16 protein-coding genes and 1 riboswitch are annotated in these 17,560 nt (G+C 70.2%); of the genes, 4 read left to right on the top strand and 12 right to left on the bottom strand.

Features of this window, described 5'->3' with window-relative positions:
• Positions 1 to 265 precede the first annotated feature (265 nt).
• Complete coding sequence (locus JT723_RS10710; RefSeq protein ID WP_240165440.1) at positions 266 to 1,576, bottom strand: NYN domain-containing protein; 1,311 nt, start codon at positions 1,574 to 1,576, stop codon at positions 266 to 268.
• Positions 1,577 to 1,817: 241 nt separating this feature from the next.
• Positions 1,818 to 2,108 (bottom strand): hypothetical protein, encoded by a 291-nt coding sequence (locus JT723_RS10715; RefSeq protein WP_205044288.1) that lies wholly within the window; start codon positions 2,106 to 2,108, stop codon positions 1,818 to 1,820.
• A 127-nt stretch (positions 2,109 to 2,235) separates the two neighbouring features.
• Between JT723_RS10715 and JT723_RS10720 the strand changes: the two genes are divergently transcribed.
• On the top strand, positions 2,236 to 3,015 hold the full coding sequence (locus JT723_RS10720; RefSeq protein WP_205044289.1) for a rhomboid family intramembrane serine protease: 780 nt from the start codon (positions 2,236 to 2,238) through the stop codon (positions 3,013 to 3,015).
• Positions 3,012 to 3,293, top strand: a complete 282-nt coding sequence (locus JT723_RS10725; protein ID WP_205044290.1) for an Lrp/AsnC family transcriptional regulator — start codon at positions 3,012 to 3,014, stop codon at positions 3,291 to 3,293. The genes JT723_RS10720 and JT723_RS10725 overlap by 4 nt, the downstream gene beginning before the upstream one ends.
• A gap of 21 nt (positions 3,294 to 3,314) precedes the next feature.
• Here the strand turns inward: JT723_RS10725 and JT723_RS10730 are convergent, their stop codons facing one another.
• The 6 genes from JT723_RS10730 to ctaE form a co-directional block, all read right to left on the bottom strand.
• Positions 3,315 to 4,682 (bottom strand): aminotransferase class V-fold PLP-dependent enzyme, encoded by a 1,368-nt coding sequence (locus JT723_RS10730; RefSeq protein ID WP_205044291.1) that lies wholly within the window; start codon positions 4,680 to 4,682, stop codon positions 3,315 to 3,317.
• 170 nt (positions 4,683 to 4,852) lie between these two features.
• A riboswitch (SAM riboswitch) is annotated at positions 4,853 to 4,969 on the bottom strand.
• 85 nt (positions 4,970 to 5,054) lie between these two features.
• Complete coding sequence (gene trpD / locus JT723_RS10735) at positions 5,055 to 6,113, bottom strand: anthranilate phosphoribosyltransferase (protein ID WP_205044292.1); 1,059 nt, start codon at positions 6,111 to 6,113, stop codon at positions 5,055 to 5,057.
• 321 nt (positions 6,114 to 6,434) lie between these two features.
• Positions 6,435 to 8,075, bottom strand: a complete 1,641-nt coding sequence (gene qcrB, locus JT723_RS10740; RefSeq protein WP_205044293.1) for a cytochrome bc1 complex cytochrome b subunit — start codon at positions 8,073 to 8,075, stop codon at positions 6,435 to 6,437.
• On the bottom strand, positions 8,072 to 9,142 hold the full coding sequence (gene qcrA / locus JT723_RS10745; protein ID WP_205044294.1) for a cytochrome bc1 complex Rieske iron-sulfur subunit: 1,071 nt from the start codon (positions 9,140 to 9,142) through the stop codon (positions 8,072 to 8,074). Before qcrA ends, qcrB begins: the two co-directional genes overlap by 4 nt.
• Entirely contained in the window at positions 9,139 to 9,948 is an 810-nt protein-coding gene (gene qcrC, locus JT723_RS10750; protein ID WP_205044295.1) for a cytochrome bc1 complex diheme cytochrome c subunit, read from the bottom strand. The genes qcrA and qcrC overlap by 4 nt, the downstream gene beginning before the upstream one ends.
• An 80-nt stretch (positions 9,949 to 10,028) precedes the next feature.
• Positions 10,029 to 10,649, bottom strand: a complete 621-nt coding sequence (ctaE, locus tag JT723_RS10755; RefSeq protein ID WP_033172455.1) for an aa3-type cytochrome oxidase subunit III — start codon at positions 10,647 to 10,649, stop codon at positions 10,029 to 10,031.
• A 209-nt stretch (positions 10,650 to 10,858) separates the two neighbouring features.
• Here ctaE and JT723_RS10760 point away from each other — a divergent pair, with 209 nt between their 5' ends.
• Positions 10,859 to 11,278 (top strand): hypothetical protein, encoded by a 420-nt coding sequence (locus tag JT723_RS10760; RefSeq protein WP_205044296.1) that lies wholly within the window; start codon positions 10,859 to 10,861, stop codon positions 11,276 to 11,278.
• Between the two features lie 7 nt (positions 11,279 to 11,285).
• On the opposite strand, the gene JT723_RS10765 is transcribed toward JT723_RS10760, so the two are convergent.
• The 4 genes from JT723_RS10765 to ctaC all read right to left on the bottom strand — a co-directional run bounded on the left by JT723_RS10765 (position 11,286) and on the right by ctaC (position 15,826).
• A complete protein-coding gene (locus JT723_RS10765; protein WP_205044297.1) occupies positions 11,286 to 12,569 on the bottom strand; it encodes a L,D-transpeptidase in 1,284 nt (427 codons plus the stop codon).
• Between the two features lie 121 nt (positions 12,570 to 12,690).
• Positions 12,691 to 13,089 (bottom strand): cytochrome c oxidase subunit 4, encoded by a 399-nt coding sequence (locus JT723_RS10770; RefSeq protein WP_205044298.1) that lies wholly within the window; start codon positions 13,087 to 13,089, stop codon positions 12,691 to 12,693.
• Positions 13,086 to 14,825: an aa3-type cytochrome oxidase subunit I gene (ctaD, locus tag JT723_RS10775; protein WP_205044299.1), complete on the bottom strand. Its 1,740-nt coding sequence runs from the start codon at positions 14,823 to 14,825 to the stop codon at positions 13,086 to 13,088. Before ctaD ends, JT723_RS10770 begins: the two co-directional genes overlap by 4 nt.
• A complete protein-coding gene (gene ctaC, locus JT723_RS10780) occupies positions 14,822 to 15,826 on the bottom strand; it encodes an aa3-type cytochrome oxidase subunit II (protein WP_205044300.1) in 1,005 nt (334 codons plus the stop codon). The genes ctaD and ctaC overlap by 4 nt, the downstream gene beginning before the upstream one ends.
• A 262-nt stretch (positions 15,827 to 16,088) precedes the next feature.
• On the opposite strand from ctaC, the gene JT723_RS10785 reads away from it, so the two are divergent.
• The gene (locus tag JT723_RS10785; RefSeq protein ID WP_205044301.1) at positions 16,089 to 17,444 is read left to right on the top strand and encodes a cysteine desulfurase/sulfurtransferase TusA family protein; all 1,356 of its coding nucleotides are present in this window, start codon (positions 16,089 to 16,091) and stop codon (positions 17,442 to 17,444) included.
• Positions 17,445 to 17,560 lie beyond the last annotated feature (116 nt).

The following is a 17,560-nucleotide window of genomic DNA, read 5'->3' on the forward strand; positions in this document are numbered from 1 at the left end:
AGCCGCCTACCGGTTGACCACTGGTGGGCGGCCCCCGACGCGCCATCCGGATTGGATGATCGACTGCGCGGAGGTTCGAGGCCTGACCCTAGTGACCTTTCCGTGATCGGTTCAAATCCTTGAAGGCAAAATCTCGACCGGTTCGGGTTTTCTTTACACGCTTCATACGTGCAGTGATGAGCACCGCACGCTGCGTGCGCACGTGTGCGCTAGTGAACGCATGCGCGGGTGCCGAACGGCCGAACTGCCCTGCCGCGGCGGGCCGTCAGACGCGCGCGAGGCGGCGCAGCAGCAGCGTCGAGGCGACCGGGCGGGCGCCGGCCTTGGCAACGCCGTCGGCGACCTCGCGGTCGGCGGAGACCACCACGATCTGCCGGCCGGGCGGTTCCGCCCGCACCAGCCGCCTGATCAACTCGTCAGCGGTCTCACCAGCCTTGCTGAACAGCACCCGCACCCCGCGCGGCGGCGCGAGCAGCACCGGCATGTCCAGGTCGGCGCCGTCGAAGACACAGGTGACCTCGGCGCCGCTCTGCGCGGCCAGCGCCGCGAGCCCGCCGAGCAGCCGCAGCCGCTGCTTCTCCAACGGCAGTGCCGGATAACCGGTCTTGGTGACGTTGTAGCCGTCGACCACCAGATGCGCCTGCGGGAGGGCCAGCAGCTGGTCGAGCAGCGCCGGGTCGGTCTCCGACAGGGCGCGGGTGGCGATGTCGCGGGCGCTGAAGGCGCCGGGCGCCACCGCGTCCACGGTGTCCGCGGGCCGCACCGCCATGGTGTCCCGCGGCGGCAGGGCCAGTTCGCGGCGCAGGCCGGACGCCGCGTCGAGCACGGTGTCCAGCAGCAGCCGCAGCCGTACGTCCTCGATGCTGCGCCCTTCGCGGGCCGCCTTGCGCCCGGTCTCGATGACCGCCTCGGCCTCCGCGAGCCGGGTGCGCAGCCGCCGCGCCTCGCTGTCGGCAGCGGCCTTGTCGTGGGCGGCGGCCGACCGCAACTCCTCGACCTCCGCCTGGAGTCGGCGCTGCGCCGCCTCGGCCCGCTTGACGTCGCTGAGCGCGCTGCGCAGCTTGCGGTGCAGGGCGTCGCCCTCCTTGCGCACCGCGTCCAGTTCGGCCCTGGCCCTGGCCGCCTCGGCCCTGCCGTGCTCGTGCAGGGCCGCCACCTCGTCGCGCAGCGCGGCCAGTTCGCGCAGCGCCTCCTCGTCGGCGCGCTCGGCGTCGGCCCGCTGGGCCTCCTCGCCCGCGGTCGCGACGAGCTTGGCCCAGCCCGCGGGGCGCAGCAGATACGCGGCCGCCGCGACGTCCAGCGGGTCGGCGGCGGGCGGCGGGGTGCCGCCCTCCAGCGCCCCGGCCAGCTCCGCCTGGGTCTCCCGCAGCCGCCCGGCGACCTTCTGCCGGAAGGCCGGGTCGTGTTCGAGCGCCGCGGCCAGCGCGGTGCCCGCGTACTTCACCCGGCGGGTCGGGGTGAAACGGGCGTAGGGCCGCAGCGAGACCGGGAGTTCCTGGTAGGTGAAGCCGCCGAAGGCCTCGGCCGCGATGGCGACGACCCGGTGGCGTACGCCCTCGGGCAGCGGCCGGTCCAGCGCGGGTTCCGCGCCCGCCGCGTCGTCAGCCCCGTCCTGGGCCTCACCCCGGGCCTCGTCCTCCGAGCCGGCCGGGCCTGGGGGTCCGGCGGGCTCCGCCGCGGCGCCGCTCGCCCCGGCATGCGGAAAACCGCCGATACCGTCCACCAGTCACTCCCGTCCGGTTCCTCGGCGTCCTCCCGGCCCCCTTCGATCCCTCCGGCCCGCCGCCCTGCTTGCTTCCATTGTCCCCGCCCGGCGGTCAGCCCGACGCGGAACCGCTCCCGGTGGCGCTTTCCGCACTGCCGTTCTGGTCGCCGCCGGCGCCGGGCCGGTCGACCAGCTCGATCCGGTCCACCGCGTTGCACCAGCGGCAGCGCACCGACTCCACGGTCTCGGCCAGCACCTCGGTCTCCTCGACCGACGGCTCACCGCCGAGGTCGAGGTGGACGTACTCCACGACCCGCGAGGAGCGGGTCACGTCGAAACGGGTCAGGTTTCCGCACAGGGTGCAGCGCCATCGCGTCGTCGCGGTCGGCAGCGGAACCGGCATCGCGGGTACCTCTTCCTCTGGGGTCCACCGTGGGACGTGCGTCCCGGTCACCCTAAGGCCTCGGAGGTCCGGCGCGCTGCGGCGAGGCGGCCTATGTCCGTTACGACCGCTGCGTCATGATCAGTGCATGGTCATCCCGGTGTACGACAAGAACCCGGTCCGCCGTACGCCGGTCGTCACGTACGGGCTGATCGCCGTGTGCACCGCGGTCTTCCTGCTCGGGCCGCTGTCGGGTTTCACCCCGGTGTACGGCACCGGGCACCGCCTGGCGTGCGAGCAGGCGCTGTACTTCGACCGCTGGGGCGTCATCCCCGCCGAGCTGGTGCACGGCCGCCTCCCGCCCGCGGGCCTGCCGCTGCCCGCCGGGTGCCACGCGCCCGCCTCCTACGGCAAGGTGCCCTTCCTGTCCGTCCTCACCTCGATGTTCCTGCACGGCAGCTGGCTGCACCTGATCGGCAACATGCTCTTCCTCTACGTCTTCGGCGACAACGTCGAGAACCGCATGGGCCGGGTGCGCTTCGCCCTCTTCTACCTGGCCGCAGGGTGCCTCGCCACGTACGGCTTCGCCTTCGCGCACGCCGACGACACGCAGAGCCTGGTCGGTGCGTCGGGGGCGATCTCCGGGGCGCTCGGCGCCTACCTCTACCTCTATCCCAAGGCCCGGGTGACCAGCCTCTTCCCCTTCCTCTTCTTCGTCCCGCTGCGCTTCCCCGCGTGGCTCGTACTCGGCTTCTGGTTCGTGCTGCAGTGGTTCGCCGCGCAGACCGCGGCCGGCGGCCCGGGGGTGGCCTACCTGGCGCACGTGGTCGGCTTCGCCTTCGGCTTCTGCTGGGCGTGGGCCTGCTATCGCCCCAGGTCTAAGCTGGGCGTCGTTGCCGGGACGACCCAAGGAGACGCTCAGCCGTGATCACCGCGATCGTGCTCATCAAGACCACCGTGGACCGGATCCCGGAGATCGCCGAGGCGATCGCCGCGCTGGACCACGTCAGCGAGGTGTACTCGGTGACCGGCACCTACGACCTGGTCGCCCTGGTGCGGGTGGCCCGGCACGACGACCTGGCGGACATCATCCCGGGCCGGATCAGCAAGATCCCCGGCGTCGAGGTGACCGACACCCACGTCGCCTTCCGCACCTACTCCCAGCACGACCTGGAGGCGGCTTTCGCGATCGGCCTGGACTCCTAGACTCCTGGCCCGCCTGCTCCCCTAAGCGGAAGGCGCGGGCACGCAGCGGCCGTTCCGGGTGTGGTAGGTCCACGAGGCGCCCTCGCGGACCAGCGTGGCCAGGGCCTCGACGAAGCGCGTGACGTGCTCGGGCGGGGTGCCGGCGCCGAAGCTGATGCGGACGGCGTTGAAGGACAGGTCCTCGGGCGAACCGCAGGCCCCCGGGTCCTCGGGACGGCCGCCCAGCAGGTGCTTGACCAGCGGGTGCGCGCAGAAGAGCCCGTCGCGCACACCGATGCCGTGCTCCGCGGACAGCGCCGCCGCCAGATGGGAGCTGTTCCAGCCGCTCACGACGAAGCTGAGCACCCCGACCCGGTCGGCGTCGGCGCCGAAGAGGGACAGCACCCGCACCTGGGGGATCTCGGCGAGCCCGTCCCGCAGCAGGGTGAGCAGCTGCGCCTCGTGCTCGTCCAGCCGGTCGAAGCCCGCCTCGGTCAGCGCCTTGCAGGCGGAGGCGATGGCGTACGCCCCGATGACGTTCGGCGACCCGGCCTCGTGCCGGGCGGCGGCCGACTCCTGCCACTCGGCCTCGACTTCGCCGTCGGCCCGGCGCACCACCGTACGGGTGGCGCCGCCGCCGGCCAGGTAGGGCTCGGCGTCGCGCAGCCAGTCGGGGCGGCCCGCGAGGACGCCGGCGCCGAAGGGCGCGTAGAGCTTGTGGCCGGAGAAGGCAACCCAGTCGACGTCGAGTTCGCCGATGTCCACCGCCCGGTGCGGTACGAGCTGTGCGGCGTCCAGCACGATACGGGCGCCGTGCCGGTGCGCCGCCGCGGCCAGTTCACGGACCGGCCACAGCTCCCCGGTCACGTTGGACGCGCCCGTGGCGCACACCAGCTTGGGTCCCTTGGGCGCCCCGTGCAGCGCCACGTCGAGCGCGGCGACCGCCTGCTCCGGCGTACGGGGCGCCGCAAGACAGGTCACCCGGGCGCCCTTCGCCCGCTGCCAGGGCAGCAGCGCCGCATGGTGCTCGGTCTCGAAGACGAAGACCTGCGTGCCCTCCGGCAGTGCGGCGGCCAGCAGGTTCAGCGAGTCGGTGGTGGACCGGGTGAAGACCACCTCGTCGGTGGGCCGGCAGCCGAGGAAGCCGGCGACGGTGGCCCGGCTCTGCTCGAACAGCTCGGTGGACAGCTGCGACAGGTACCCGGCACCGCGGTGCACGCTGCCGTAATAGGGGGCGTACGCGGCCACGTCGTCCCACACCCGCTGGAGCGCGGGCGCGCTGGCGGCGTAGTCGAGGGCGGCGTAGGTGACTTCACCACCGGTGACCAGCGGCACGGTCACGTCCCGGCCGAGCACCGGAAGCGGCGGGAGGTCGCAGGTCACGGGGTTGCCGGCGAGGGAAACGGTCATGGCGGGCTCCTGGCACGAAGGCAGGCGACAGCGGCGTGCGCCGGCAGCGGCGCTACGGGGCGGTCGGACGGCAGCGGAGTGGGAAAGGACCGGTGCACTGCGGCACCGCGGTACGGCGGAACCGGGGCCGAAAGGCCCTATCGCATTCGCTTGCGCATGGAAGAACTCCCGAGTCCGGCTTGCTGCGAGCCTTGCTGCCCACAGCCCGGTCATCACCCGGGGCACCCCGCCTCGGACGGAGGGTTGCCGGACAGCGAGCCGGGGCCTTTGCGCTGTCACTCGTGACCTGGGAAGGATTCTGCCACAGGCCGCCGTATGCGCAAGGCGCCGTCCGCAGTGCGGACGGCGCCTTGCGGTGCGAAGGCCCGCAGGTCAGGCGTTGGTGGCGGCCGCCCACCGCTCCAGCGCGGCCGCGGCGGCGCCGGAGTCCAGGGACTGCGCCGCCCGGGCAACTCCCGCCGCCAGCTGGTCCTCCAGGGTGCCCGTGCCCGGGTGCAGCGCGACCAGCGCGGCGGCCGAGTTCAGCAGCACCGCATCCCGTACCGGGCCGGTCTCGCCGGCCAGCAGCCGGCGGGCGACGTCGGCGTTGTGGGCGGGGTCGCCGCCGCGCAGAGCCTCGACCGGCACCAGGTCGATGCCGATGTCCCGCGGGTCGAAGGCGTGCTGGGTGACCTTGCCGTCGCCCACCACCCACACCTGCGAGGTCGCGGTCGTGGTCAGCTCGTCCAGGCCGTCGTCACCGCGGAAGACCAGCGCGGACGAGCCGCGCTCGGCCAGCACGCCCGCCATGATCGGGGCCATGCGGGGATCGGCGACACCGGTCGCCTGCGCACGCACCCGGGCCGGGTTGGTCAGCGGGCCGAGGAAGTTGAAGGTCGTGGCGACCCCCAGCTCGGCCCGGGCGGTGGCCACATGGCGCAGCGCCGGGTGGAACCGCACCGCGAAGCAGAAGGTGATGCCGGCCTCCTCCGCGACCTGCGCGACCCGCTCGGGCGTCAGGTCCAGGTTCACCCCGAGGTGGCCCAGCACGTCGCTCGCCCCGCTGGCCGAGGACGCCGCCCGGTTGCCGTGCTTGACGACCTTCGCGCCGGTGCCGGCGACGACTATCGCGGACATGGTGGAGATGTTCACGGTCTTGGCCCGGTCGCCGCCGGTGCCGACGATGTCCACGGTCTCGCCGGGCACGTCGATGGTGTTGGCGTGCGCGTACATCGCCCGCACCATGCCGGTGACTTCCTCGACGGTCTCGCCCTTGGCCCGCAGCGCCACCGCGAATCCGGCGATCTGCACGTCGGTGGCCGCCCCGCGCATGACGGCGTCCATCGCCCATGCCGTGTCCTCGACCCCCAGGTCCCGCCCCGCAATGAGCATCGACAGCACATCGGGCCACGTCCGCAGCCCACCGCTGCCCGCGGGGTCCGCACCACTCATGGTCCACCCTCCTGGTGTGTGTAAGGGTCTCAGCGGCCCCAGCCTAGTCGGCTGCCGCCGTCGGGGGCGCGATGGTTCCGCGGCTCCCCTTACGCAAGGGGGCAACCACCAGGGGCGCGGGGAACGGCGCGCCCAGCCCCCACCGGGGCGCGGGTCGTCACCGACCCGAAGGGGCTGTTTCTGTCGGAGACGGACCACCGGCCGGTGGGGGCTGAGCGCGCAGTTCCCCGCGCCCCTTAAATGCCGCCGGGGCCGGTCGGGCACCCTGCGAAGGGTGACCGGCCGGCCCCGGGGGCGTAGGTGCAACGCCAGGACGGCGAGTCAGTGGTGGCCGTGGCCGCTCGTGATCTCGTCGTACTCCTCGACCGTGGGCTTCGGGATCTGGCTGTGCTCGCCGTAGAAGTTGCGGGACAGCCTCGCCCGCACCTTCGTGACCGGGTTGACCTTGCGCTCCACGCCGTTCTCGTCGACCTCGGGGCCGATCTCCAGCGGCTGGGGCTGCGGGTGCGCGGTCAGGACGTGCAGCTGCTCCTGGTCCAGCGGCTCGTGGACCTCGATGAACTCGCCGTGCGGGAGCCGCTTGATGATGCCGGTCTCGCGACCGTGCAGCACCTTGTCGCGGTCCCGGCGCTGCAGGCCCAGGCAGATCCGCTTGGTGGCGAAGTACGCCAGCGTCGGCAGCACGAAGAAGCCGACCCGCACCGACCAGGTGATCGTCTCGATCGACAGGTGGAAGTGCGTGGCCCACAGGTCGTTGCCGCCACCGATGAGCAGCGTGAAGTACAGCGTCAGCCAGGCGACACCGAAGCCGGTGCGCACCGGGCGGTTGCGCGGGCGGTCCAGCAGGTGGTGCTCGCCCTTGTCACCGGTGACCCAGGACTCGATGAACGGGTAGACGGCGATGGCCGCGAGCACCAGCGGGAAGATCATGAGCGGGATGAACACGCCGAGGACCAGGGTGTGGCCCCAGGCGTTGATCTCCCAGCCTGGCATCACCCGGATCAGGCCCTCGGAGAAGCCCATGTACCAGTCGGGCTGCGCACCGGTGGACACCTGGTCCGGCCGGTACGGACCCATGGTCCAGATCGGGTTGATGGTGGCGATCGCCGCGATGGCCGCGATGACACCGAAGACCAGGAAGAAGAAGCCGCCGGCCTTCGCGGTGTAGATCGGGAAGAACGGCATGCCGACCACGTTCTTCTCGGTCTTGCCCGCACCCGGGAACTGGGTGTGCTTGTGGTAGAAGACCAGGATCAGGTGGGTGACCAGCAGTGCCGCCATGATGCCCGGCAGCAGCAGGATGTGCGCCGAGTAGAAGATCGGCACGAAGTTGTGGCCGGGGAACTCCCCGCCGAACAGGAACATCGACAGGTAGGTGCCGATGATCGGCGTGGAGAGGATCGCGCCCTCGGTGAAGCGGACACCGGTGCCGGACAGCAGGTCGTCGGGGAGCGAGTAGCCGGTGAAGCCCTCGAACATGCCGATGAAGAGCAGCGTCCAGCCGAAGAGCCAGTTCAGCTCGCGCGGCTTGCGGAAGGCGCCGGTGAAGAACACCCGCATCATGTGCACGATCATGCCCGCGATGAAGATCAGCGCGGACCAGTGGTGGATCTGCCGGATCAACAGACCGCCGCGGACCTCGAAGCTGATGTGCATCGTGGACGCGTAGGCGTCCGACATCCGCACGCCCTGCAGTGGCGCGTACGGGCCGTTGTAGACGACCTCGTTCATGCTCGGGTGGAAGAACAGCGTCAGATACACACCCGTGAGGATGAGGATCGTGAAGCTGTAGAGGCAGACCTCACCCAGCATGAACGACCAGTGGTCGGGGAAGATCTTGCGCAGGTTGGACTTGCCGAGCTTGTACAGACCGACTCGGCTGTCAGTCCACTCTGCTACGCGCTGTCCGGGGTGTTTGGGGCCTCGCCGAGTGGTCGTCGAGGTCTCTGTCGAAGTACTCATCCGCGCTCCCAGAAGGCCGGACCGACGGGAACCTCGAAGTCGCTCATCGCAACGAGGTTGCCCTCACCATTGACGCTGATCCGAAGCTGCGGCAGCCGGTGTCCGGCGGGGCCGAAGATGACCCTGGCCCCGTCGGACAGGTCGAACGTCGACTGGTGGCAAGGGCAGAGTACGTGGTGTGTCTGCTGCTCGTACAGGCTGACCGGGCAGCCGACGTGCGTGCAGATCTTGGAGAAGGCCACGATGCCCTGGTGCGACCAGTCGAGTTCCTTCTTGTCCTTGATGTCCTCCGGCTTGAGCCGGACCACCATCAGGGCAGCCTTGGCGATCTGCTGCTGGAAGTCCTCGTCCTCCTCGTTCAGCCCCTCGGGCTGGGCGAAGGTGAGCGAGCCGACCGGGATGTCCTCGGGACGCAACGGCTTGTTGGTGTTGGGATTGATCAGCGCCTTGCCCTTGGCCCAGGCGGTGTGCCTGAGCTTGTCCTGCGGCAGCGGGCCCATGTCGCGAAGGATCACGACGGCCGACAGCGGGACCAGGGTGAGCGCGCCGAGCATCGTGGTACGGATCAGCTTGCGCCGCCCGAACGCGCTCTCCTTGGCTCCCTGTACCCACTGCGCCTCGATGTTGGCGCGCAGTTCGTCGTCGGCGTCCGCCCGGTGCCGGTCGTCCGGCATCTCCTCGTCCGACATCAGCGTGCGCGCCCAGTGCACGGCGCCGGCACCGATACCGATCAGTGCGACGGCCAGAGACAGGCCGAGCGAGAAGTTCAGCGCGCTGACGTGGCCGAGCGGGAAGACGTAGATGTACTTGTCAACCGGGAAGATCACAAAGCTGGTGATGAAGGCGAGAGTGCCCAGCATCGACAGGGTGAACAGCCCTGCGACGACCCGCTCGGAGTGCTTGGCCGCCTTCTCGTCGATGTCCTGGCGGCGGAATTCGTGCTCCGGGTGGCCGGGGTTGGCGAACGGGTCGCCGGGGACCGCCGCTTCGGTGCCGTGGGCACCGTGGGTGGCCGGGAGGTGTTCCTCTGGCTCTGCCATGTCGTTGTGGGATCCGGTTTCGCTCATGACTTCTTGGCCTTGGTCGTACGGGCAGCGACCCAGGTGGCGACGGCGATCAGCGCACCGATGCCGAAGATGTAGGCGAACAGCCCCTCGGGCACCGGGCCGAGGCTGCCGAGCGTGAAGCCGCCCGGGTTCTTGCTGTCAGCGGTGTCGACGGCCTGCAGGTACGCGATGATGTCGGCCTTGGCCTGCGACGGCATCGTGGTGTCGGGGAAGGACGGCATGTTCTGCGGGCCGGTCTGCATGGCCTCGTAGATGTGCTTGGGGTCGACGCCCTTGAGCGTCGGCGCGTACTTCCCGTCGGTGAGGGCGCCGCCCTTGCCGACGAAGTTGTGGCACTGCGAGCAGTTGGTGCGGAACAGCTCGCCGCCCTTGGCCGAGTCGCCGCCCGCCGGGTCGTACTGGTCGGCGTTGGGGGTCACGGGGCCGGGGCCGAGCGAGGCGATGAACGCCGCCAGCTGGTCGATTTCCGCCTGGGTGTACTGCCCGGGCTTCTTCTGGATCTGCGGGCCGGGCTGCTGCGCGGGCATCCGGCCGGTGCCGACCTGGAAGTCCACCGCCGCGGACCCGACGCCCACGAGGCTGGGGCCGTCCGAGCTCCCCTGGCCGTGCGCGCCGTGGCAGCTGGCACAGCCGACCGAGAACAGCTTCTTGCCCTCGGTGATCTGGATGGACTGGGACGAGTCGTCGGCCTGCGCCTTGGGCGCCGGCGCGAGTGCGGCGTACAGCCCCCCGGTGGCCGCCAGCGCGAAGAGTAGGACGACAAGCGCCGCCAGCGGGTGGCGTCGTCGTGCGGAGAGCTTTTTCACGGATTACCCCGGTGTCAGGATCTCTTGTGTCGATGCTTCGGGTTGTGCCTGTCCGGCACCGTGCTGCGGTACGCGACCGACTACTTGATCAGGTAGATCGTGGCGAAGAGGCCGATCCAGACGACATCGACGAAGTGCCAGTAGTAGGACACGACGATGGCTGCGGTGGCCTGCTGGTGGGTGAAGCGCTTGGCCGCGTACGTACGGCCGAGCACCAGCAGGAACGCGATCAGACCACCCGTCACATGCAGTCCGTGGAAGCCGGTGGTCAGGTAGAACACCGAACCGTACGGGTCGGAGCTCAGCGAGATCCCGTCCTTCTTGACCAGGTTCGTGTACTCGAAGATCTGCCCGCCGATGAAGACCGCGCCCATCACGAACGTCACGATGAACCACGAGCGCAGCTTCTTCACGTCGCCGCGCTCGGCGGCGAAGACGCCCATCTGGCAGGTGAAGGAGGAGAGCACCAGGATCGTGGTGTTCGTCGCGGAGAACGGCACGTTCAGCGCATCGGCGTGTTCCTTCCAGAAATCGGCACCCGTGACCGACCGAAGGGTGAAGTACATCGCGAAGAGGGCCGCGAAGAACATCAGCTCGGAACTCAGCCAGATGATGGTTCCGACGCTGGTGAGGTTCGGCCGGTTGACCGACGGGTGCGCGTGCCCGGTTTCTACTGCTGTTGCTGTCGCCACGTCCGACATTATGTCGGTCGCTTATCCGGCGCTCACTCCGGGGGTCCCCTTCGGTGTGTCAAGGTCCCGCGGAGGACCGTGTCGCAGGCCCGTGACGTCCCTCGAACGAGGGATGACGATCCGTCCGCGGGATCTTGGGGGGCTACGGACCCTGCACGGACGGCGCCCGCGGGAGTAGCATCCGAAGCACTTGAGAAACCGTTCACGAGGAGCCCACGATGCAGGCGACCGCCACGGTGCTGGTCTACAGCGACGACGCGAACACCCGGGAGCAGGTCCGGCTGGCCGTCGGCCGCAGGCCCGCCGCCGACCTGCCGCCGGTGGAGTTCGTGGAGTGCGCGACGCTGCCCGCCGTCCTGACCGAACTGGAGAACGGCGGCATCGACGCCTGCGTCTTGGACGGCGAGTCGGCCCCGGCGGGCGGTATGGGCGTGTGCCGGCAGATCAAGGACGAGATCTTCCGCTGCCCGCCGGTGCTGGTGCTGATCGGCCGCCCGCAGGACGCCTGGCTGGCCACCTGGAGCCGCGCCGACGCGGCCGTGGCCCACCCGGTGGACCCGGTGGCGCTCAGCGACACCCTGGCGATCCTGCTGCGGCGCCGCGTCGAACCGGCCTCGAAGGCGGTCGCGGCCCGCTAGCCGCGGCTCAGGCGGTCTCCGGGCGGAGCCGCGCCGGGTTGGACAGCGGGTTCTTCGCGACGGCCGCCGAGCCCTGCTCGGCCAGGCCCGCGGCCTTGGCGCCCAGTGCGCTGCCCTGCTGCCATTTGGCCGCGTCGAGGTTCCAGTCGCCGAAGCCGTTGTCGAACGGCGTCATCGTGGGGCCGTGGCTGTTCACGACCTGGACGATGTCGCCCTGGCGCACGTGGTCGAAGAACCAGTGCGCGTTGTCCGTGCTCATTCCCGTGCAGCCGTGGCTGACGTTGGCGTAGCCCTGCGAGCCCTCGGACCAGGGCGCGGCGTGCACGTATTCACCGCTCCATGTCACCCGGGTGGCCCAGTAGACCGGCAGGTCGTACGAGTCGGAGCTGCCGGCGGCTATTCCGACGGTGGAGCTCTTCATCTGGACGAAGCTCTCCTTGGCCAGCACGACCTTGATGCCGTTGCGGGTGTCGAAGCCCGGCTTGCCGGTGGTGACCGGCATGGTCTTCACGACCTTGCCGTCGTCCTTGAAGGTCATCTGGTCGGTGGCCGCGTCGGTGATCGCTTCGATGCGGTCCCCGGTGTGCAGGGTCAGCGGCTTGTCGACGCCGCCGAAGAGCTTGTCCTGCACCTTGACGCCGCTGAGGGTGCTGCGCACGTCGATCTGCGCGTGCGCGGGCCAGTACTCGCCCGGGCGGTAGTGCAGGGTGCGGTCGTCGACCCAGTACCAGGAGCCGTGTGCGGCCTGCGGGACGCTGCTGACCAGCAGGTTCGCCTCGACCGCCGCGCGGGCCGCGGGCGACTTCACCGGGACGCTCAGGGCGGCGGTGATCGGCTGGCCGACCCCGTAGGTGCCGGCGTCGGGGCCGAAGGTGACGTGCAGCCCGGCGTCGGCCGGGGTGGTGTCGAAGGTCAGCACCTTGCGGCCGGGGTGGCCGTCGGAGTCCTCGGTGCTCACCCGGACCGTGTAGTGGGCGCCTGCGGCCAGCGCGGTCGTGGACTGCCAGCTGAGGCCGTCCTCGCTGAGCTTGCCGCGTACGTAGCGCCCTGCGCCGTCGGTCGCGGTGACATCGGTGATCCGGCTGCCGTCGTCCTTGACGGTGACCTTGAGCGGCTTGCCCGGGTCGGCCTTGCCGCCGTCGGCGACCGAGTAGGCGACCTTGGCCGCTGATTCGTAGGGCGGGGCGGCGAGCGGGTTGCCGTCTCCGCCGCAGGCGGTGAGCCCCACCGCGAGGGGCGCCACGAGGAGGGCGCAGCGCAACGCTATCCGGCGTCGAGGAATGTGGCTCATGGCCTCACGCTAAGAACCGGTGGCCGGTTCCGCACGGCAGAGGGGTGCAAAAGGGGCGGGCCGCGGCACCTGGTGAGGTGCCGCGGCCCGCCCCGGGCTGCTGTGCTGCTTCAGCGGGTGGTCACTGGGTGCGGTTCTCACCGCGGTAGTACTCGAACACCCAGCCGAAGATCCCGAGCAGGATCACCGGCAGCGAGAAGAAGAGCAGCCACCAGCCGAAGATGACGCCCATGAAGGCCAGCGCGCCGCCGGCGCCCAGCATCAGCGGCTGCCAGCTGTGCGGGCTGAAGAAGCCCAGCTCGCCCGCGTCGTCCGCGATGTCCGCGTCCTCGTTGTCCATCGCCCCGGTGTCCGCCCGGTTGGCGGTGAAGCCGAGGTAGAAGGCGATCATGGTGCACAGTGCGAACGCCAGGAAAAGCGCGGTCGTACCGGTCGGCTCCTTGGACCACCAGCCGTACACGATGGCGGTGGCGAGGATGAAAGCGGCGAAGCCGCCGAACATCCAACCCTGGACCTTCACTGGCCCGCTCCCTTGTTGTCAGCACCGGAAATGGCCGTGCCCGCACCGTGGCCCGCGAGGGCGTCGATCGCCGAGATCTCCGGGTGGTGCAGGTCGAACGCCGGGGATTCGGAACGGATGCGCGGCAGCGAGGTGAAGTTGTGCCGCGGCGGCGGGCAGGAGGTCGCCCACTCCAGGGAGCGGCCGTAGCCCCACGGGTCGTCGACCTCGACCTTCTTGCCGTACTTCGCGGTCTTCCACACGTTGTAGAGGAACGGAAGGATCGACAGGCCCAGCAGGAACGAGCTGATCGTGGAGACCGTGTTCAGCGTCGTGAAGCCGTCGGCGGCCAGGTAGTCGGCGTACCGGCGCGGCATGCCCTCGGCGCCCAGCCAGTGCTGGACGAGGAAGGTGCCGTGGAAGCCGAAGAACAGCGTCCAGAAGGTGATCTTCCCGAGCCGCTCGTCGAGCATCTTGCCGGTCATCTTCGGCCACCAGAAGTGGAAGCCGGCGAACATCGCGAAGACGACGGTGCCGAAGACCACGTAGTGGAAGTGCGCGACGACGAAGTACGAGTCGGACACGTGGAAGTCCAGCGGCGGCGCCGCCAGGATCACACCGGTCAGACCGCCGAAGGCGAAGGTGATCAGGAAGCCGATCGACCACAGCATCGGGGTCTCGAAACTCAGTGACCCCTTCCACATGGTGCCGATCCAGTTGAAGAACTTCACACCGGTCGGCACCGCGATCAGGAACGTCATGAACGAGAAGAACGGCAGCAGCACACCGCCGGTCACGTACATGTGGTGCGCCCACACCGTCACGGACAGGCCCGCGATGGAGATGGTCGCCGCGACCAGGCCGATGTAGCCGAACATCGGCTTCCGGCTGAACACCGGAATGACCTCGGAGATGATGCCGAAGAACGGCAGCGCGATGATGTACACCTCTGGGTGGCCGAAGAACCAGAAGAGGTGCTGCCACAGAAGTGCGCCGCCGTTTGCGGAGTCGAAGATGTGCGCGCCGAACTTCCGGTCGGCCTCCAGTGCCAGGAGCGCGGCGGCGAGCACCGGGAAGGCCAGCAGCACCAGGACCGCGGTCAGCAGCACGTTCCACACGAAGATCGGCATGCGGAACATCGTCATGCCGGGTGCGCGCATGCAGATGATCGTGGTGATGAAGTTGACCGCGCCGAGGATGGTGCCGAAGCCGGACAGCGCCAGACCCATGATCCACATGTCGGCGCCGACACCGGGCGAGTTGACCGCGCTGGACAGCGGCGAGTACGCGAACCAGCCGAAGTCGGCCGCACCCTGCGGGGTGACGAAGCCGCCGACCGCGATCAGCGAGCCGAACAGGTAGAGCCAGTAGGCGAACATGTTCAGCCGCGGGAAGGCGACGTCGGGCGCACCGATCTGCAGCGGCATGATCCAGTTGGTGAAGCCCGCGAACAGCGGTGTCGCGAACATCAGCAGCATCACGGTGCCGTGCATCGTGAAGGCCTGGTTGAACTGCTCGTTCGACAGGAACTGGTTGCCGGGCCGTGCCAGCTCGGCGCGCATCAGCAGTGCCAGCACACCGCCGATCAGGAAGAACGCGAACGACGTGACCAGGTACAGGGTGCCGATGGTCTTGTGGTCGGTCGTGGTCAGCCACGTGACCACGACAGAGCCGGGCTTCTTGCGGCGGGCCGGGATCTCGTCCGCGTAGGAGTCGTCGGCCGTCGCGGCGCCCTGCGGTTCGTTGAGAATGCTCATGTGGTCTTGGGCTCCGAGTTCTTCGCGTTGCCCGTGGTGGCGATACCCGACGGGATGTACCCCGTCTGCCCCGCCTTGGCGAGGTCCTTGAGGTGCTGCTGGTATGCCTCGGGCGATACGACCTTCACGTTGAACAGCATCCGGGAGTGGTCGACACCGCAGAGCTCGGCGCACTTGCCCATGAAGATGCCCTCCTTGTTGGGAGTCACCTCGAAGACGTTGGTGTGGCCCGGGATGACGTCCTGCTTCATCAGGAACGGCACGATCCAGAACGAGTGGATGACATCACGCGAGGTGAGCACGAACCGGACCGTCTCGCCCTTCGGCAGCCACAGCGTGGGGCCGGGGTTGCCGGTCTCCGGGTTCTTGCTGGAGGGGGTGCCGACGTCGTAGACGCCTTCGGCTCCTGCCGGGTACAGCAGCTTGTTCGCCGGGATGTTCGCCAGTTCGGCCGGCAGCTTGCCCTGCGGCAGCGTCGGCGTCGCGGGGTTTCCGTCCACGTTCTCGACGTAGTTGAAGCCCCAGCTCCACTGGAAGCCCACCACGTTGATGACGTGCTGCGGCTTCGCGGAGGTCTCGAGGAGCTTGTTCTCGTCGCGCGCGGTGAAGTAGAAGAGCACCGCGATGACCACGATCGGGACGATCGTGTACAGCGCCTCGATGGGCAGGTTGTAGCGGGTCTGCGCAGGGACCTCGACCTTGGTCCTGCTGCGGCGGTGGAAGATCACGCTCCACAGGATCAGGCCCCAGACAAGCGCACCGGTCGCCAGCGCCGCGGCCCAGGAGCCCTGCCACAGGGCGAGGATGCGAGGTGCCTGTTCGGTGGCAGGACTGGGCATGCCGAGACGGGGATAGTCCTTGTACGAGCAGCCGGTGGCCATCGCCAGGACCAGGCCCGCAGCCAGCGCCTGCGGGAGCCTCCGCCGCAACCCGCGCCGCGACGTGGGGATGCCGCCCACGCCCTTGGGGCGGTGGGGGAGGTCGGAGCCGTTGGGACTCACGTAGCGCCTTCCCGAGAGTCTCGCCCGCGCGTCCGGGTGTTCCGGCCGTGTGCTGGTCGGTCGGCCCGAGCTGCAGGCATAGAGGTGTGGATGTTTATGCGGACCAAACCCTACTGGACGCTATTTGGGGTCGCGCGGGGAGGGGGTCCAACACTCCGGGGCTCTCCCCGAAGGGATGGAATCCCGTCCCCGCGACGTGTTCTGACACAGCGCCCGGGGCTGCCCCGGGGGTTCCCCGGGGACGGGGGGGTAGCGTGCTGAGGTGCCCTACTTCGACATGGCGTCCGCCGCCCCGCTGCACCCGGTGGCCCGCGAGGCGCTGCTGGCCGCACTCGACGAGGGGTGGGCGGATCCGTCCCGCCTGTACCGCGAGGGGCGGCGGGCCAGACTGCTGCTGGACGCGGCCCGGCAGACCGCCGCGGAGGCCGTCGGCTGCCGGCCCGACGAACTCGTTTTCACTCCATCGGGGACACGCGCGCTGCATGACGGGCTGACCGGGGCGATGGCCGGGCGGCGCAGGACCGGCCGCCATGTGGTCGTCTCCGCGGTCGAGCACTCCGCCGTGCTGCACGCGGCCGGGGCCTACGAGGCCGCGTCCGTCGGCGTGGACCGAGCCGGGCGGGTCGCCCCCGCCGACGTGGCGGCGGCCCTGCGCCCCGACACCGCACTGGTGTGCCTGCAGTCCGCGAACCACGAGGTCGGTACGGTCCAGCCGGTCGCCGAGGTCGCCGAGCTGTGCCGCACCGCGGGCGTACCGCTGCTGGTCGACGCGGCCCAGTCGCTGGCCTGGGGACCCGTCGAGGGCGGCTGGTCGCTGCTGGCCGGCAGCGCGCACAAGTGGGGCGGCCCGCCCGGGGTGGGGCTGCTCGCGGTACGCAAGGGCACCAGGTTCGCGCCCCAGCACCCCGCGGACGAGCGGGAGTCGGGCCGCTCCCCCGGCTTCGAGAACCTGCCCGCGATCGTGGCCGCCGCAGCGTCCCTGCGTGCCGTCCGCAGCGAGGCCGCGGCCGAGGCGGCCCGGCTGTCCGCCCTGGTCGACCGGATCAGGGTGCGGGTGCCCGAGCTGGTGCCCGACGTCGAGGTGGTCGGCCACGGCACCCTGCGGCTGCCGCACCTGGTGACCTTCTCCTGCCTCTACGTCGACGGCGAGGCGCTGCTGACCGCGTTCGACCGGGCCGGCTTCTCCGTGTCCTCCGGCTCCTCCTGCACCTCAAGCACCCTCACGCCGAGCCATGTGCTCAAGGCGATGGGCGTGCTGTCCGAGGGCAACGTCCGGGTGTCCCTCCCCCCGGGGACGTCCGGGGAGGACGTCGACCGCTTCCTCGACGTCCTCCCCGGGCTGGTCTCCGACGTCCGCTCACACCTCGGCGCGACCCCCGCGCCCGCCCTCGACGCGGACCTGGTCGTCGACTCGCTCGGCAAGCTGTGCCCGATCCCGGTGATCGAGCTGGCGAAGGTCATCGACCAGGTGCCGGTCGGCGGGGTGGTGACGGTGCTCTCCGATGACGAGGCGGCCGGGTTGGACATCCCGGCCTGGTGCTCCATGCGCGGCCACACCTACCTGGGCTCCGCCCGGGCCCCCCAGGGCACCGCCTACCACATCCGCCGCACCCCCTGACCCCGCCTCCGCATCGGGCGGCGCCCCCAGGGGCGCGGGACTGCGTCTGATCTGCGGCTGACGCCGCGCGGGCGCGCACCTGTGCGGCGGGGCCGAGCCCCCAGGGGCGCGGGACT

The organism is Actinacidiphila bryophytorum, assembly GCF_016916835.1.
Taxonomy (GTDB): domain Bacteria; phylum Actinomycetota; class Actinomycetes; order Streptomycetales; family Streptomycetaceae; genus Actinacidiphila; species Actinacidiphila bryophytorum.

Coding starts and splice junctions, on each gene's coding strand:
- JT723_RS10715 (WP_205044288.1), bottom strand. CDS start 2,108: ATGCCGGTTCCGCTGCCGACCGCGACGACGCGATGGCGCTGCACCCTG.
- qcrA (WP_205044294.1), bottom strand. CDS start 9,142: ATGAGCGAAACCGGATCCCACAACGACATGGCAGAGCCAGAGGAACAC.
- JT723_RS10720 (WP_205044289.1), top strand. CDS start 2,236: ATGGTCATCCCGGTGTACGACAAGAACCCGGTCCGCCGTACGCCGGTC.
- trpD (WP_205044292.1), bottom strand. CDS start 6,113: ATGAGTGGTGCGGACCCCGCGGGCAGCGGTGGGCTGCGGACGTGGCCC.
- ctaD (WP_205044299.1), bottom strand. CDS start 14,825: ATGAGCATTCTCAACGAACCGCAGGGCGCCGCGACGGCCGACGACTCC.
- qcrB (WP_205044293.1), bottom strand. CDS start 8,075: ATGAGTACTTCGACAGAGACCTCGACGACCACTCGGCGAGGCCCCAAA.
- ctaE (WP_033172455.1), bottom strand. CDS start 10,649: ATGTCGGACGTGGCGACAGCAACAGCAGTAGAAACCGGGCACGCGCAC.
- JT723_RS10765 (WP_205044297.1), bottom strand. CDS start 12,569: ATGAGCCACATTCCTCGACGCCGGATAGCGTTGCGCTGCGCCCTCCTC.
- JT723_RS10760 (WP_205044296.1), top strand. CDS start 10,859: ATGCAGGCGACCGCCACGGTGCTGGTCTACAGCGACGACGCGAACACC.
- JT723_RS10730 (WP_205044291.1), bottom strand. CDS start 4,682: ATGACCGTTTCCCTCGCCGGCAACCCCGTGACCTGCGACCTCCCGCCG.